The 14,621-nt window shown below is 61.4% G+C and carries 15 protein-coding genes; 3 read left to right on the plus strand and 12 right to left on the minus strand.

Going from position 1 to position 14,621, the window contains the following annotated elements:
• Positions 1-160 precede the first annotated feature (160 nt).
• The gene (locus tag RG540_RS16400; protein WP_038590070.1) at positions 161-1,225 is read right to left on the minus strand and encodes a c-type cytochrome; all 1,065 of its coding nucleotides are present in this window, start codon (positions 1,223-1,225) and stop codon (positions 161-163) included.
• A 359-nt stretch (positions 1,226-1,584) separates the two neighbouring features.
• Between RG540_RS16400 and RG540_RS16405 the strand changes: the two genes are divergently transcribed.
• Both RG540_RS16405 and RG540_RS16410 read left to right on the plus strand, forming a co-directional pair.
• Positions 1,585-1,782 (plus strand): hypothetical protein, encoded by a 198-nt coding sequence (locus RG540_RS16405; RefSeq protein ID WP_038590074.1) that lies wholly within the window; start codon positions 1,585-1,587, stop codon positions 1,780-1,782.
• A 52-nt stretch (positions 1,783-1,834) separates the two neighbouring features.
• A complete protein-coding gene (locus RG540_RS16410; protein ID WP_038590077.1) occupies positions 1,835-2,395 on the plus strand; it encodes a type 1 glutamine amidotransferase domain-containing protein in 561 nt (186 codons plus the stop codon).
• Positions 2,396-2,455: 60 nt separating this feature from the next.
• Here RG540_RS16410 and RG540_RS16415 read toward each other — a convergent pair whose 3' ends face one another.
• The 9 genes from RG540_RS16415 to RG540_RS16450 form a co-directional block, all read right to left on the minus strand.
• Positions 2,456-3,469, minus strand: a complete 1,014-nt coding sequence (locus RG540_RS16415; protein ID WP_038594010.1) for a DNA topoisomerase IB — start codon at positions 3,467-3,469, stop codon at positions 2,456-2,458.
• Positions 3,470-3,552: 83 nt separating this feature from the next.
• Positions 3,553-5,253 (minus strand): sensor histidine kinase, encoded by a 1,701-nt coding sequence (locus RG540_RS16420; protein WP_051909650.1) that lies wholly within the window; start codon positions 5,251-5,253, stop codon positions 3,553-3,555.
• A 176-nt stretch (positions 5,254-5,429) separates the two neighbouring features.
• Complete coding sequence (locus RG540_RS16425; protein ID WP_038594016.1) at positions 5,430-5,645, minus strand: hypothetical protein; 216 nt, start codon at positions 5,643-5,645, stop codon at positions 5,430-5,432.
• Positions 5,646-5,722: 77 nt separating this feature from the next.
• Complete coding sequence (locus tag RG540_RS31430; RefSeq protein WP_080724963.1) at positions 5,723-6,523, minus strand: BON domain-containing protein; 801 nt, start codon at positions 6,521-6,523, stop codon at positions 5,723-5,725.
• Positions 6,524-6,624: 101 nt separating this feature from the next.
• A complete protein-coding gene (locus RG540_RS33610; protein ID WP_367889899.1) occupies positions 6,625-6,816 on the minus strand; it encodes a DUF3459 domain-containing protein in 192 nt (63 codons plus the stop codon).
• 59 nt (positions 6,817-6,875) lie between these two features.
• The gene (locus RG540_RS16435) at positions 6,876-7,982 is read right to left on the minus strand and encodes an ABC transporter ATP-binding protein (RefSeq protein WP_038590080.1); all 1,107 of its coding nucleotides are present in this window, start codon (positions 7,980-7,982) and stop codon (positions 6,876-6,878) included.
• A gap of 6 nt (positions 7,983-7,988) precedes the next feature.
• Positions 7,989-8,870, minus strand: coding sequence for a carbohydrate ABC transporter permease (locus tag RG540_RS16440; RefSeq protein ID WP_038590083.1), 882 nt, complete (start codon positions 8,868-8,870; stop codon positions 7,989-7,991).
• Positions 8,867-9,793 (minus strand): carbohydrate ABC transporter permease, encoded by a 927-nt coding sequence (locus tag RG540_RS16445; protein ID WP_038590086.1) that lies wholly within the window; start codon positions 9,791-9,793, stop codon positions 8,867-8,869. Before RG540_RS16445 ends, RG540_RS16440 begins: the two co-directional genes overlap by 4 nt.
• 111 nt (positions 9,794-9,904) lie before the next feature.
• Positions 9,905-11,155, minus strand: coding sequence for an ABC transporter substrate-binding protein (locus RG540_RS16450; protein ID WP_174479299.1), 1,251 nt, complete (start codon positions 11,153-11,155; stop codon positions 9,905-9,907).
• A 267-nt stretch (positions 11,156-11,422) separates the two neighbouring features.
• Here RG540_RS16450 and RG540_RS16455 point away from each other — a divergent pair, with 267 nt between their 5' ends.
• Complete coding sequence (locus RG540_RS16455; protein ID WP_038590092.1) at positions 11,423-12,475, plus strand: LacI family transcriptional regulator; 1,053 nt, start codon at positions 11,423-11,425, stop codon at positions 12,473-12,475.
• Positions 12,476-12,567: 92 nt separating this feature from the next.
• Here RG540_RS16455 and RG540_RS16460 read toward each other — a convergent pair whose 3' ends face one another.
• A complete protein-coding gene (locus RG540_RS16460; protein ID WP_038590095.1) occupies positions 12,568-14,073 on the minus strand; it encodes a tripartite tricarboxylate transporter permease in 1,506 nt (501 codons plus the stop codon).
• Positions 14,074-14,082: 9 nt separating this feature from the next.
• Positions 14,083-14,544: a tripartite tricarboxylate transporter TctB family protein gene (locus tag RG540_RS16465; RefSeq protein ID WP_038590098.1), complete on the minus strand. Its 462-nt coding sequence runs from the start codon at positions 14,542-14,544 to the stop codon at positions 14,083-14,085.
• Positions 14,545-14,621 lie beyond the last annotated feature (77 nt).

Here is a 14,621-nt window from a genome sequence, read left to right on the forward strand (position 1 = left end):
ATACGACTTTCTCGTTCATTCACGACCGAAGCGATGGAGGCGACGATGGTCAGAGAATGGGTAGAAGCGGCAGGCTTTGTGCTGGTGATCGCCGCCTGTTACATGATGGTCATCCCGGTCTGAGTTTTTTGAGCTCCTGGGGAGGAGAGCGGCCTTGAGGTCAAGGCCCACTGCTCTCGCGGCTGGCAAAGAAGGCCGCGAGAGCCGCAAAATCTTCTTCATTCAATTTTTTTGCCACCTCCGTCATCAGGTGGCTGAAGGAAGACCCGCCTCGGACACCTGCGTGGAAGAGGCGGAGCTGGCGCTCCAGATAAGGAGCGTTTTGACCTGAGATGCGCGGATAGGCAGGATTGCCGCCGGGTTTTTCGTGGCAACTGAGGCAGGCGGGAATTTTGTCTGCCGCTCTTCCCCTTTCCGCAATCTCGCGGCCCTTTTCCACGAGCTGTGCGTCCCAAGGCGCAGCGGGTCGCGGCGGCCTCGCCTGCTTGGCATAATAGCTTGCAAGCTCCGGCAGGCTCTCGTCGGGCAAAGTCCCGATCGCAACCTTCATGATGCCGCTCGCCCTTTCACTATGCGCATAGGCGCGCAGGCTGTTGAGCAGGTAGGCTTCCGACTGGCCGGTCAGTCGCGGGATGATGCTGTTGCCGTTGAGCCGCTTTTCCGCATGGCAGCTTTCGCAGGTGATCGGTAGCGGAGAGACTTCCCCCGCGGTACCGATACCGTGAAGGCCGGACGCCTGCAGATAGGCACCGCTGTCCATGCCCGGCAGCTTTCGCAGAAACGCCACCATATCCCAGACTTCGTCGTCGCGCACCTGCGCGGGCCAGGCCGGCATGCCGGTGAAGCGTACGCCGTGCTTGACGATCTCGAAGAGCTGCGCATCGCTCCAGGTGGGAACCACCGTCTTCAGATCCGGCGGTGGTGGCAGCATGGCGAGCACGGCGCCGGAGCGCCCCTGCGCGGGCGAGCCATGACAGATCGCGCAGCCGGTCTCGAAATGCCCTGCCGCCGGCGGCAGCAGTGCCGGATTGTCGAGCGGCGGCGCTTCGGTGGAAAGAGCCGCAGTCCGGATCGAATTGCGCATCACCCAGTGCAGGAACCAGTCGGTCATTCCCCAATGACCGGTGCTCGCCTTGACGCTCATCAGCCCGGACCAGGCGAACCCGAGCCCCAGCAAAGGCGCCACGATCACCAGGATCGCAAGATATTTCCAGCGAATTGTCATCGGCCACTCCTCCCCAAAGCCGGCTCGGCGCTGTTTGCCATCCGGCGAGCAGCGCCAGGCCCCTGCCTGTGGGTCCGCAAGGGCGAAAGAGTCACAGCGAGGCAGCACGTCTCGGCCTTCACCGTAAAACGGATGGGGACAAAGGGAAAGCAACGCGCCCCGCGGCATCGTGAGAAACGTTAGCGACTTCAGCGGAAGAGCCGGGAAAATTCGACACCAAACGTACCATCGGGAATTTTGTTCCAGCGGCCGGATAACTTTGTGTAACCGACTGTGAAAAAGATGGAACCAATCCTTCGACGACGGGTTTGCTCTACTGTGAACGGGCAATCGCCCAGCGTTCGCGACGGGAGAAAATCATGAGGCACTTTCTAGAAACGCTCAGAAACAAGCTCACCGGCACGCGCCCGAAGAAGACTTTCGCCGTAGCCCATCCGGAAGAACTGCAGGTTGTCGTGCCTGATGCCGTCCTCCTTCCGCTGCCCAAATCGCCGCGCGAAGAAATCAGCGTCCCCGCCTCCATCAACGGCCGGGATCTCTCGACCGGCCGGCTTTGAGGTCGGTCGAGACTTTGCGAACAATAGAACTGTCCAACAAAAGGAGACCAGTATGACCACCATCGAGTCCGCCAACATCCTGATCCTCGCGGCAGACGGTTATGAGCGATCGGAACTGCGCGTCCCGCTGGAGGAACTGAGAAACCGCGGAGCCGACGTCAAGATCGCGTCCATCAAGGCAGGAGAGATCAAGAGCTGGGACAAAAAGGACTGGGGCGATACCGTATCGGTCGATATGGAGGCCAAGAACGTCAAGGCGGAGGACTTCGACGCCCTCGTGCTGCCGGGTGGCCAGATCAACCCCGACATCCTGCGTGACAACGAAGATGCGATGAAGGTCGTGCGCGACTTCGTGAAAAGCGGAAAGCCGGTCGCGGCGATCTGCCATGGCCCGTGGTTGCTGGTGGAGGCCGATGCCCTTCGGGGGCGCAAGGCGACGTCCTATCATTCGATCCGCACCGACATCCGCAACGCCGGCGCATCCTGGAGGGATGAGGCGGTGGTGGTGGACAACGGCATCATCACCTCGCGCTCGCCCGAAGATCTGCCGCAATTCGTGGCGAAGATTGTCGAGGAGGTCCAGGAAGGGCGGCACAATCGCCGGGCAGCGTAAATTGACGTCAGCTCGGCTCCGGCCGCCCGCAACCTCCTCGCGGGCGGCCGACGCAGAGGTCTAGACGTCCTTTAGAAAAGCGAGAAGCCGCCGTTCGTCGGCGCGCAACTCCTTCGGCCGCGTCAGCGCCACCTTATCCCTCATCACTTTTTCCAGCGGCGAGACATCCTCCGAAAGTGCGAGAATGCTCGGGTGGATATAGCTTGAGCGACAGACCGCCGGCGTGTTGTGCAGGGCTTCCGCCGCCGCCTTGCACATCGCCTTGATCTTCGGGCGCCCGCCCTCCTCCACCACCTCCCAGGCCGCCATCAAGGCAGCGAGACTGCCACCCCAGGTGCGGAACGTCTTGGCCGAGACGGCGAACCCTGCGGCCTTGGCGAGATAGGCGTTGAGCCTGCCTGAATCGATCGGATGCGGCACGCCCTCCTCGTCCGGCCAGGAAAAGAGCTGCCGGCCCGGCAGGTCGGCGATCTCCTCCAGGATGCGCTGCAGACGGGGATGCTTCAGCGTGTGCTGGACGCATTTGCCGCCCTTGGCGACAAAGCGCAGCATGATCGCCTCGCCCGACAACGTCATGTGGCGCTTCAGGAGCGTAGTCGCGCCGTAGGTCTTGTTCTCCTTGGCGTAGAGACGGTTGCCGACCCGCAGATGGGTCGCGTCCATCAGTGCCACCAGCGCGGCGATCACCGCATCGGACTTATCGAGGCCAAGCTCCAGGTCGCGTTTCGCCTTGCGGCGGATGCGCGGCAAGGCCTCGCCGAACCGGACGAGCTGATCGAATTTGCGTTCGCTGCGGAAATTCTGCCAGTCGGGATGATAGCGATACTGCTTGCGGCCGCGCGAATCGTAGCCCGTCGCCTGCAGATGTCCGCGGGGATCGAGGCAGATCCAGACATTTTCATAAGCGGGCGGCAGGCCGAGCGAAGAGATCCTCAAGCGATGCTCGGGATCGGCGAGCAAGGTGCCGTCCGGCAGGCGGTAGGTGAAGCCCTTGCCGCGCCTGAGCCGGCGGATGCCCGGCTCCGTGTCGGTGACATAAGTAAGGCCGATTGTCTTGAGGGAATCTTGATCGATGTCGATCGTGGTGAGCATAGCGTCCATGGCCGATCAAACGGCGAGGCCCGCGCCTTCGTTCCGGCACTCTCCAAGATAAACAGCTAGATAGCGATGTCCTTGAGATTTTCGGCGCCCTCGCCTCGCTGGAAGGCGGAGCGCGGCGCGTTCAAGGTCCAGCAAAGCCCCTCCTTGCGGAAGTCGACCTCGACACGGCCCGCAAAAGCCGCTGCCGCATGGCGCTTGATGATCGTCGTCCCGAACCCGGTGCGGGAAGGCTCATGGACCGCGGGGCCGTTTCTCTCCTCCCAGACGAGCTCCAGCCGGCTTTCACCGTCGTCCTCCTCGGCCAGATCCTTCCAGGCGATGAGCACCTTGCCCTGCGGCACCGACAGCGCTCCGTATTTTACCGAATTGGTCGCAAGCTCATGGAGGATGAGGCCAAGGTTCTGGACCGCTTCGGCCTTCAGGATAAAATCTGCGCCCTGCAGCTCGACCCGGTCGGCCGCGTCCGCGAACGTGCTCATGTGGATTTCGATGACGCGCCGGATAGAGACCCCCGCCCACTGCTCCTTCGCCAACGCCTCGATCGATTTCCCGAGACCCTGTAGGCGCGTGCTGATCGCCTTCTGGAATTCCTCCATCGTGGTGTCCTGGCGCGCCAGCTGGCGCATCATCGCCTGGATCAGTGTGAGGATGTTCTTGGTCCGGTGTACGAGTTCATGCAGGATGAGGTGAATACGGTCTTCCGCCTCGCTGCGGTCGAAGGAGGCATTCGAAAGTGCTACTGCGACCTGGTTGGCTTCCCGGATCTTCGTCTCCACCGGAGAAACGATCTCGCCCTTGCCGATCCGCTCGGCCATTTCGGCGATCTGCCGGATCGGGATGCGAAGCTGGCGGCCGACGAGCCATGCAATCAGCATTCCGACGGCAAGGAAGATCGCGCCGCCGGCAATCAACTGCCGCCATGTCGTCAGGATACTCGCCTGAGCCGCATCGATCGGTCCCCAGACGATGGCCTTCCATGTCCAGCCGGTGATCTGCGCGTAGCCGTACATCTGCCGGCGGTGACCATCGACATCTTCGATCGTACCCTTGAAGCCCGTCATCAGCTTCAGCGTATCGGACGGAAACGCGGTGCCGGAACTGAGCGCGTGGGCGCCGAGCGAAGTCACCACCTTTCCGGCTCCATCGACGATCGCAACCGACCAGCCGACAGGAAGACCTTCCGTCGAGACGAGCTTCTGCAGGTCCTCAGCGTTCTGCGTCATGATCATCGCAGCGCCGGAATAGGAAATCTCCTTGGGGAGGGGCATCGTGATGTTGAAGACATGCTTGCCGCTGGTGGCGCCGAAAAAGACGTTGGAGACCTCAGTCACCCCGTTGTTCATAGCCGATTGGAGCGCCGGCATATTGGAGATCTTGCCGAGCGGCGCGTCGAACTCCACGCGTGTGTTGAGTCGCTGCTGCCCATCCGCATTGACGACGAGGATATAGAGCGAATCGGACCGGAGGCTGTTCTGGGTTCGGTTGTGGAAGGCCCGCAGATCGCCGGTCTCAAGCTCCGGCGACGTAATCAGCAGCCTCAGCGTCGTCGCCATGTCCTGCAGCTCACGGTCGATCGATCGGGCGACGAGCTGGGCATCCTCGGCGGTTTCGCTCGCAAGAATCTCCCGCTCGTTCGCCTCCAGCTCCATCATCAGATAACCGACGAAAATCAGCAAAGGCAATGCCACGCCAGCCGCCAGAGCGACCAGGTATGCACCGATCGGCGCCGTCGGGAAAAACCGCGAAATTCTAACCATTCCGCGCATTTACCCTATAGAAGAAAGCTGCAGGTGCCTGTGCCACCTGCCGGCATTATCCATTTCCGTATCCCGCCATCTGCTAATATTCTAGCGGGGTCTTTTCTAACTGGTTTTGAAGGCCGGGCCAAGGATTGATTGCCGGCGATATGTTTTTTCGGAAAGACTGCTGCGGTTTAACGAGGCCGCTCCGCCACGTCGAAATTCACGTCCCAGTCCTTTTTGGGCGCCTTCTGGCCGGGAGGGGTGCGGTGTTTTGTGGCGTCGTCGGAGCCGGTGATGACCGTCGGTTTAGCACTTGCGACACCGCTCGACTTGCGGTCGGCCCTGGACTTGGCATACTGCCCCTCGGCATCCTTGTGGATTTTGGCTCTGTTATTGTTCTCGGTCATGATGTCTCCTTCCCGAATGAAGTCAGGCCCGAACGAAGTCAGGCCGCCGACAGCGGCCTGACGCATGGATCAACCGATCAGACAGTGGTCGAACCCGCCAGCGTATCGGTCGAACTATTGTTGACTCGCAGGTTGTTCTGCACATGCCGGACGCCGGAAACATCGTCCACCAGATCCTCTGCTCGCCGCTTGTCCCAGCGGCTCGACACGAAACCGTCGAGCGTCACTTCGGCGCTCTGGACGGTCACGGTGATATTGGATGCGTCCAGCACCGGATCGTCGCTCAGCCGATCGTTGACGTCCTCCTCGATACGGGCATCGGAGCGTTGGTAGCCCTTCGGGCCTTTGCCGCGATGCTCATCCATCATCCGGCGATGTTCGGCATCTTCGTCGCCGAACCAGGAGGCAACTTCATCGCCGGCACGCTCCATGAATCCGCGTCTGCGGCCAAAATCATCCGAGCCGCGGAAGCGGCTGTCCGAACCTGAACGGCTTTCGCCGCCGAAGCGGTAGTCCGAGCCGTATCGGTCACCATAAGCTTGATTGACGCGGTTGCGGTCGGGCTCGTAGCTGAACGACGAAGGCCGGCCGCGATAGGATTCGCGAGCCCAGGCCTGAGAGCGTGCCGAATCGCCATAACCGGCCTCGAACCCGCCGTCATCGGAAGCCCATTGTTCGCTGCGGCCGTAGCGGGGGACCCGCGAACGATCGCCGTCTTCCCTATTTACATCGCCGCTACGCAGATCGTCACTGAAACCACGCACGTAACCCGTATCGCCCGGACGGTAATCGCTGGAGGACTCGCGCGCAAAATCGCGCTCGTCACGCATCCGGTCGTTTCGATACCCGCCCGATTGGGAATAGTTTCCACTCGCCATTGTCTGTCTCCTCGGTCTGGTTTGGTCCCGCTTCGCAAGGACGCTGATTCAACCCCGCCTGTCCGGGATTGTTCCGCGTTTTCTGAGGAAATGCGGAGGACTCAATCGGAGGAGACGGCCACAACTATGGTGAGGCCAGGGACGGTTTCGCCGGCAGCAATATCCGCTGGTTCGCTGTGGATGACGACACCGGAAACGGGTGGTACGGCCTTCGGCTTGGCCGAGAGATTGGCACGTAGCTGCAGCAGGCGGTCGCGATGAAGTTGCCCTTTGGCCCGCGAGCGCGCTCCCAATACAGCTTGGAGCGCTCGAAGATATCAAAAGAGGCCGCAGGTCAAACCCGCCTGCCGGGTCAATCGATACGGCTGGTCGTCTCCGGATCGAAGACGACGGCCTTGTCGAGATTGAAAGCGAAGGGAAACTTCTGGCCGAGCTCGACATGCACGTCGGAACGGGTACGGGCGGTGAAGGTGGTGCCGTCCAGCTTGCCGGTGACGAAGGTATCGGAACCGGTCGGCTCGATCATCATCACTTCCGCCTCGATCTGGGCGGTAGCGCGTGCGTGCGGATCGACGAGACCGGCATCAGTGATCGTCTCCGGGCGCAGGCCGAGAATAACGTCCTTGCCATCCGCAAGGCTGGTGGTCACGGAAGGCGGCATCGCGACCTTGACGCCTTCATTGCCGAACAGCGCAATGCTCTGCTGGCCATTGACGCTGGACACCTTGCCCTTCAGCATGTTCATTGCCGGCGAGCCCATGAAATCGGCGACGAAGAGATTGGCCGGGCGGCCATAGATTTCCGCCGGCGTGCCGACCTGCTGCACCATGCCCTCTTTCAGCACGACGATCTTGGTAGCAAGCGTCATCGCCTCGATTTGGTCATGGGTGACGTAGACGATCGTCGCGTGGGTGTTCTGGTGCAAAGCCTTGATTTCGGCGCGGACTTCGACGCGCAGCTTGGCGTCGAGGTTGGAGAGCGGCTCGTCGAACAGGAAGACCCGCGGCTGGCGCACCAGTGCCCGGCCCATGGCGACGCGCTGCCGCTGACCGCCGGAAAGCTGGCTCGGGCGGCGCTTCAGGAGATGCTCGATCTGCAGCGTCTTGGCGACCTGCTTGACGGCTGCCTCGCGCTGCATCTTCTCGACGCCGCGCATTTCCAGCGCGAACGCGATGTTCTGTTCCACTGTCATGTTCGGATAAAGCGCGTAGGACTGGAAGACCATGGCAATGTCGCGCTGCGAGGGGTGCAGGTCGTTGACCACCTGGCCGTCGATGACGATATCGCCCGACGACGGCGGCAGCAGGCCGGCAATCGCATTGAGCAGGGTCGACTTGCCGCAGCCGGAGGGGCCGACGAGAACCAGGAAGCCGCCCTTTTCGAGCTCGATATTGATGCCCTTCAGAATCTCGTTATTGCCGATCTTCTTGCGAATATCCTTGATTTCAAGAAAGCTCATGTGCGGTTATCCCTTGACTGCGCCGGCCATCAGGCCACGCACGAAATAGCGTCCGGCGACGACATAAACGAACAGCGTCGGAAGCGCTGCGAAGACGGCAGCCGCCATATCGACATTGTATTCCTTGACGCCGGTGGAGGAGGCAACGAGGTTGTTGAGCGCCACCGTCATCGGCGAGGATGTGCCGGATGAGAAGGACACGCCGAACAGGAAGTCGTTCCAGATGTTGGTGAACTGGTAGATGATCGTCACGACGATGATCGGCCCGGAACTCGGCAGCAGAATGCGCCAGAAGATCCGGAAGAACCCGGCGCCGTCGATCATCGCGGCCTTAACGAGTTCATCCGGAAACGCTTCGTAATAGTTGCGGAAGAACAGCGTGGTGAAGCCGAGGCCGTAGATCACGTGGACGATGACGAGGCCCGTAGTGGAGTTCGAGAGCCCAAATGTGCCGAGCACGCGCGCCATCGGGATCAGGACCGCCTGGAACGGAATGAAGCAGGCAAACAGCATCATGCCGAACATCAGCTTGTGGCCCGGGAAACGCCACTTGGTCAGCACGTAGCCGTTGAGCGCACCGAGCAGGGTCGAGATCAGAACCGCCGGAACCACCATCTTGATGGAATTCCAGAAGTACCCCTTGATGCCGACGCAGCTGACCCCGATGCAGGCCTCGCCCCAGGCGCGTACCCAGGCGGCGACCGAGGGATCGCGCGGCAGCGCCAGCATGTCGCCGCCGCGGATTTCATCGAGCGATTTCAGGGACGTCGACAGCATGACGTAGAGCGGCAGGAGGTAGACCAATGCCAGAATGATCAGTGCGGCATAGATGAAATAACGGGCGGTCCGGGCACCGCCGGCGCTGACGGTTTCGTTGGCGGCGCTCATTGCTTTCTCTCCCGCAGTTCCGAATAGAGATAGGGCACGATGATCGCGGTAATGCCCATCAGCATCATCACGGCGCTCGCCGATCCGACATTCATCTGGTTACGGGTGAACGTGTAGGAATACATGAAGGTCGACGGCAGCTCGGTCGCATTACCCGGTCCGCCGCCGGTTAGCGCGATGACCAGGTCGTAGGACTTGATCGCCATATGCGCGAGCACGATGAAGGCGGAAAGGAAGACGGGCCGCAAGAGCGGGATGACGATCCGGCGGTAGATCGAGACAGTTGAAGCGCCATCGATCTGGGCGGCCTTGATGATCTCTCCGTCGATACCGCGAAGACCGGCCAGGAACATCGCCATCACGAAACCCGAAGCCTGCCAGACGCCGGCGATCACGACGGTGTAGATCGCCATCTTGGGATTGACCAGCCAGTCGAACTTGAAGCTCGTCCAGCCGAGATTGTGCATGGTGTTCTCAAGCCCGAGGCCGGGGTTGAGGAACCATTTCCAGGCCGTGCCCGTGACGACGAAGGAGAGCGCCATCGGGTAGAGGAAGATCGGCCTGAGTAGGCCTTCGGCGCGGATCCGCTGGTCCATCAGGATCGCGATGCCGAGCCCGAGGATGATGCAGATGCCGATATAGAGGACGCCGAAGATGGCCAGGTTCTGCATCGCCACATACCAGTTCGGCTGCGACCAGAGGCGGTAATAGGCGTCGAAACCGCCCCATTTGTAGACCGGCAGGATGCGTGAGGTCGTGAACGAAAGGTAGACCGTCCAGAGGATGAAGCCGTAGACGAAGACGAGGATGACCGCAAACGATGGCGCCAGCACGATCTTCGGCAGAGCGTTGCGCAGCCCGTCCGCAACTGAGCGGCCCTGTCTTTGCGGCACCACGACAGGAACCGGTTCGATTGTCGTCATCATGACCTCCGGCAGACACCAGAACTAAGAGATACCGGCAAGCCGGAATTTGAAAAGTGGCCGGGAGATTATCCCGGCCACTCGGATGTCAGAACTTTCGCGGAAACGCGATCACTTGGCAGCCTTCACCGCCTCCGGCAGGCGCTTCAGCGCTGCTTCGGTGGTGAGCTGGCCGTTGAGGTGCTGGGTGATGACGTCAAGCATGGCCTCCTTGATGGCGGCCGGCTGAGCGTAACCATGGGCGAGCGAGCCCATCAGCGTGCCCTTGGAAGAAGCTTCCGTCAGATCCGCCATGCCCTTCTTGCCGCAATCGTCGAACTTTTCGTTCGAGACGTCGGTCCGGGCAGGAACGGAACCCTTGACCGTGTTGAAGGCGATCTGGAAGGCCGGATCTTCGACGGCGGACGCCATCTTGAACTGAGCCTTTTCGGCGTCGCCGCCAACGTTGAACATCATGAACTGGTCGGCGTTGAAGAGGACCGAGCCCTGCGTGCCGGGGAAGCGGATGCAGACGAAGTCCGTGCCCGGCTTCTTGTTGGCGCGCAGCCATTCGCCCTTCGACCAATCGCCCATTTCCTGAGCCCCGGCCTTGCCTTCGATGACGAGGGCGGTCGAGAGGTTCCATTCGCGGCCCGAGAAGTTCGGGTCGAAATAGGTGCGCAGCTTCGACATCGTGTCGAAGACCTTCTTCATCGTATCGCCGGAAAGTGCTGCCGGATCGAGGTCGAGAACGGCCTTTTTGTAGAAGTCCGGACCGCCGGTCGAAAGCACGACAGCTTCCCAGAGCGTGCCGTCCTGCCACGGAACGCCACCGTGAGCGAGGGCGGTGAGGCCCTGGCCCTTGAAGGCGTCGAGCAGCGTGATGAGTTCGGCGATATTGGTCGGAACCTTGCCGCCGGCCTTGTCGAGAGCAGCCTTGTTGATCCACAGCCAGTTGGTGGAGTGGATGTTCACAGGAGCAGCGATCCAGTGGCCATCATACTTCGAGAAGTTCTGGAGAGCGGCCGGGATAACCTTGTCCCAGCCTTCCTTCTTGGCAAGGTCGTCGAGGTTTGCGGCAACGCCCATTTCGGCCCAGTCCTTGAGGTCGAAACCGAGCAGCTGAACGGCGGTCGGCGGGTCACCGGCCGTAACGCGTGCGCGCAGAGCGGTCATGGCAGCGGAACCTGCACCACCGGCGACCGGCATGTCTTTCCAGGCGACGCCCTGCTTCTGCAGGTTTTCCTTCAGGACATTGAGCGCTGCGGCTTCACCGCCCGAAGTCCACCAATGCAGGACTTCGACCTGTTCTGCGGCCTTGGCGGCACCGGCGGTCATGGCGATAAGTGCCGCACCGGCGGCGAGTTTGGCAATCATTCGAATATTCATTGAGAATCTCCCTTTGCATCCGGGCTCCTCTCCGGATATGGCGATTTATAACGATATAATTACGGTAGGTGTCAACCCGGCCGTAGGAGTTTTTTACGTCCGCGCCGGAACCACTTAACATGAGGAAAAAACTAGCAAAATCTGAGATCGGCAAATTTTTACTCAGGAATCGAGAAAAATTCGTGGCAGCTCTCGAAAAATTTGTAACGATATAGGTGAGGCTTGCTCCGGTTTCGGGGCGGGAGCGGAGGAGAAGAGGATATGTCGCTGGAAGACCTGGGGGACAAGGGTCGGCGGGCGAAGTCGCAGCGGGCAACCGAAAAGCCCCGCGGTGATACAAAGCCAACCCTGAAAACCATTGCCGAACTGACTGGCCTTGCCGTTACGACGGTATCGCACGCGCTTGCCGATGCGCCGCAGATCGCGCTCGAAACACGTCAGCGCGTCCGCAAGGTCGCATCCGATATCGGCTATCTGCCGGACCGGGCAGCGCAGCGCCTGCGCACCGGCCGCACCAATGTCATCAGCCTGATCCTCGATCCTCACGAGGAAATCCTCGGTTATGCCACCTCGATGATCAACGGGCTGACCGAAGCCCTGCGTGGCACGGCTTATCATCTCGTCATCACGCCGCATTTTTCCGATACGCCGCAGATCGACCCGGTGCGCCACATCATGCGCAACCGCATGGCCGACGGCATCGTCTTCACCCGCACCGAACCGGCGGACGAACGCGTCAAGCTTTTGATGGAGAACAATTTTCCGTTCATCTGCCACGGCCGGACAGAACTTGCCACCGCTCACCCATACGTCGACTACGACAATTACAGTTTCGCGTATAAGGCCGCAAAAAAGCTGATCGCCGCGGGCGCGAGAAAGCTCTCGATCATCCTGCCGCCGGAGCGCTTCACCTTCGCCCACCACCTGAAGCATGGCTTCATGACGGCGGTGCGCGAGGAAGGCGTCGGCTTCGAGATCGCCAAGGGCGTCACGCTCGACAGCAAGTCGGACGATATTCGCGATTATCTGTTCCGCCGGATGGCCGAGCCTGAGCGCCCGGACGGTTATATCTGCGGTGGTGAAGTGTCGGCGCTCGCCGTCATGGCATCCGCTTACGACCATCGGCTCGAACTCGGCCAGGATATCAGGCTGGTGGCCAAGCAGACGTCGGGCCTGTTCGACCAGATCCGCCCCCGCGTCGAGACGATCTATGAGGACCTGACTGAAGCGGGCCTGCTGATGGGCAAGCTGCTGCTGAAACGGATCGCAGGCCCCGCCCCCGTCGCCGAGTTGCAGGCGCTCCAGACGGTTTGACCGCCTGGAGCGCCGTCCGCACAACCCGTCAGGAAGTCATGCGAAGAGTTTCAGCGCCGCGCGGTCTGTCGCGCCGCGCTGTCGGCAGCTTCTCAATCCTCTTCCTGGAAAACGACCTCGCGCTTTGCCTTGACGCTCGGCAGGAAAACGACGACGAGGACGAGGGCTGCGAGGAAGAGGAGGCCCGCGCTGATGGGACGCGTGACGAACGTTGTCGGATCTCCCCGCGAAAGGATCATCGCCCGCCTGAGGTTCTCTTCCAGCAACGGGCCGAGCACGAAGCCGAGCAGCAGCGGAGCCGGTTCGCAGCGGAGTTTCACCAGCGCGTAGCCGATGAGGCCGAAGAAGGCGACGGCATAGAGATCGTAGACGTTGGAATTGACGCTGTAGACCCCGATGGCGCAGAAGGCCATGATGATCGGGAACAGCACGTAATAGGGGATGGTCAGCAGCTTCACCCACAGCCCGATCAGCGGCAGGTTGAGCACCACGAGCATCAGATTGCCGATCCACATCGAGGCGATGATGCCCCAGAACAGCGCCGGCTGTTCGATCGCGACGTTCGGACCGGGAACGATGCCCTGGATGATCATCGCGCCGACCATCAGCGCCATGACGGGGTTTGCCGGAATGCCGAGGGTGAGCAGCGGAATGAACGAGGTCTGAGCGCCGGCATTGTTAGCCGATTCCGGACCGGCCACGCCGGCGACCGCGCCGTGGCCGAATTCTTCCGGATGTTTCGAGACCTTCTTTTCCACCGTGTAGGAGGCAAATGCCGCAAGGATCGCGCCGCCGCCCGGCAGGATGCCGAGGATGGAACCGATGGCCGTGCCGCGCAGGACCGGTCCAACCATCGCCCTGAAATCTTCCCGGCTCGGCATAAGACCGCCGACCTTGGCCATCAGGACCGAACGGGTCTTTTCGTTTTCGAGATTGCGCAGGATTTCCGCGATGCCGAAGACACCGACCGCGACCGCCACGAAGTTCAACCCGTCCGCATATTCACGGATGCCGAGGGTGAAACGCGGGGTGCCGGTATAGATGTCGGTGCCGACAAGGCCGAGCAGCAGGCCGAGCGCCACCATGGCAAGCGCCTTGAGGATCGAACCGTGGGCAAGCGCTATCGAGGATACGAGACCGACCACCATCAGCGAGAAATATTCGGCCGCCCCGAACTTGAGCGCGATCTGGGTGAGCGGCGGCGCGAAGATTGCCACCAGGAAGGTCGAGACCGTGCCGGCGAAGAAAGAGCCGATCGCGGCGATCGCCAGTGCGGCGCCGGCCTTGCCCTTGCGCGCCATCTGGTAACCGTCGATGGCGGTGACGGCCGACGAGGATTCGCCCGGCATGTTGATCAGGATCGCCGTGGTGGAACCGCCGTATTGCGCACCGTAATAGATACCGGCGAGCATGATCAGCGACGAGACCGGCTCGAGCTGAAACGTGATCGGCAGGAGCATGGCGATCGTCGCCGTGGCGCCGATACCGGGAAGCACGCCGATCAGGGTGCCGAGCAGCACGCCGATCAGGCAGAAGAACAGGTTCTCCAGCGACGTCGCTGTCGCAAAACCCAGCGCGAGATTATTGAAGAGATCCATCACTCAACCTCAATTACCGAGCCAGGGCCCGAAACGGCGGAACGGGAGGCCGAGGCCGTAACTGAAGACGGCGACCGAAAAGAGGGTCAGCGCCGCCGATAGGACGAGGGCCATAAGCGGTTTCATGCGCCCCGAGGCGAAGGAAGCAATCAGCGCGGTGACGAAGATCGACGGCACGAAGCCGAGGCCACGGACGGTGAGCCCGAAGAAGATCGGTGCCGGCAGGATGAAGAACATGCCGCGCCAGGCGAGCACTCCGATCGGCCCTCCATCCACTCGCATCGACTGGATGAGGATGATCGCGCCGAACAGGATGAGCGCGCAGGCAAGGATGAATGGGAAATAGCCAGGCCCCATGCGCAGCGCCGTACCAAGTTCGAGCTCGAACGACTGGTAGGCGAAGAACAGGCCCGTCGCGATCAGCAGCAGCCCGCAGATCAGATTGGCGGTGTCGAATTTCAAGGAATTCATGGTGTCTCCGTGACGTGGGAGATGCTTGAGCGTACGCGCCCCTCATCCGCCTGCCGGCACCTTCTCCCCGCTCACGG

This window comes from Neorhizobium galegae bv. orientalis str. HAMBI 540, from assembly GCF_000731315.1.
GTDB classification, from domain to species: domain Bacteria; phylum Pseudomonadota; class Alphaproteobacteria; order Rhizobiales; family Rhizobiaceae; genus Neorhizobium; species Neorhizobium galegae.

Bases quoted from the DNA above. Each gene is read 5' to 3' on its own strand.
- RG540_RS16400 (WP_038590070.1), bottom strand. From the start codon at position 1,225: ATGACAATTCGCTGGAAATATCTTGCGATCCTGGTGATCGTGGCGCCT.
- RG540_RS16405 (WP_038590074.1), top strand. From the start codon at position 1,585: ATGAGGCACTTTCTAGAAACGCTCAGAAACAAGCTCACCGGCACGCGC.
- RG540_RS16410 (WP_038590077.1), top strand. From the start codon at position 1,835: ATGACCACCATCGAGTCCGCCAACATCCTGATCCTCGCGGCAGACGGT.
- RG540_RS16420 (WP_051909650.1), bottom strand. From the start codon at position 5,253: ATGGTTAGAATTTCGCGGTTTTTCCCGACGGCGCCGATCGGTGCATAC.
- RG540_RS16425 (WP_038594016.1), bottom strand. From the start codon at position 5,645: ATGACCGAGAACAATAACAGAGCCAAAATCCACAAGGATGCCGAGGGG.
- RG540_RS31430 (WP_080724963.1), bottom strand. From the start codon at position 6,523: ATGGCGAGTGGAAACTATTCCCAATCGGGCGGGTATCGAAACGACCGG.
- RG540_RS16435 (WP_038590080.1), bottom strand. From the start codon at position 7,982: ATGAGCTTTCTTGAAATCAAGGATATTCGCAAGAAGATCGGCAATAAC.
- RG540_RS16440 (WP_038590083.1), bottom strand. From the start codon at position 8,870: ATGAGCGCCGCCAACGAAACCGTCAGCGCCGGCGGTGCCCGGACCGCC.
- RG540_RS16445 (WP_038590086.1), bottom strand. From the start codon at position 9,793: ATGACGACAATCGAACCGGTTCCTGTCGTGGTGCCGCAAAGACAGGGC.
- RG540_RS16455 (WP_038590092.1), top strand. From the start codon at position 11,423: ATGTCGCTGGAAGACCTGGGGGACAAGGGTCGGCGGGCGAAGTCGCAG.
- RG540_RS16460 (WP_038590095.1), bottom strand. From the start codon at position 14,073: ATGGATCTCTTCAATAATCTCGCGCTGGGTTTTGCGACAGCGACGTCG.
- RG540_RS16465 (WP_038590098.1), bottom strand. From the start codon at position 14,544: ATGAATTCCTTGAAATTCGACACCGCCAATCTGATCTGCGGGCTGCTG.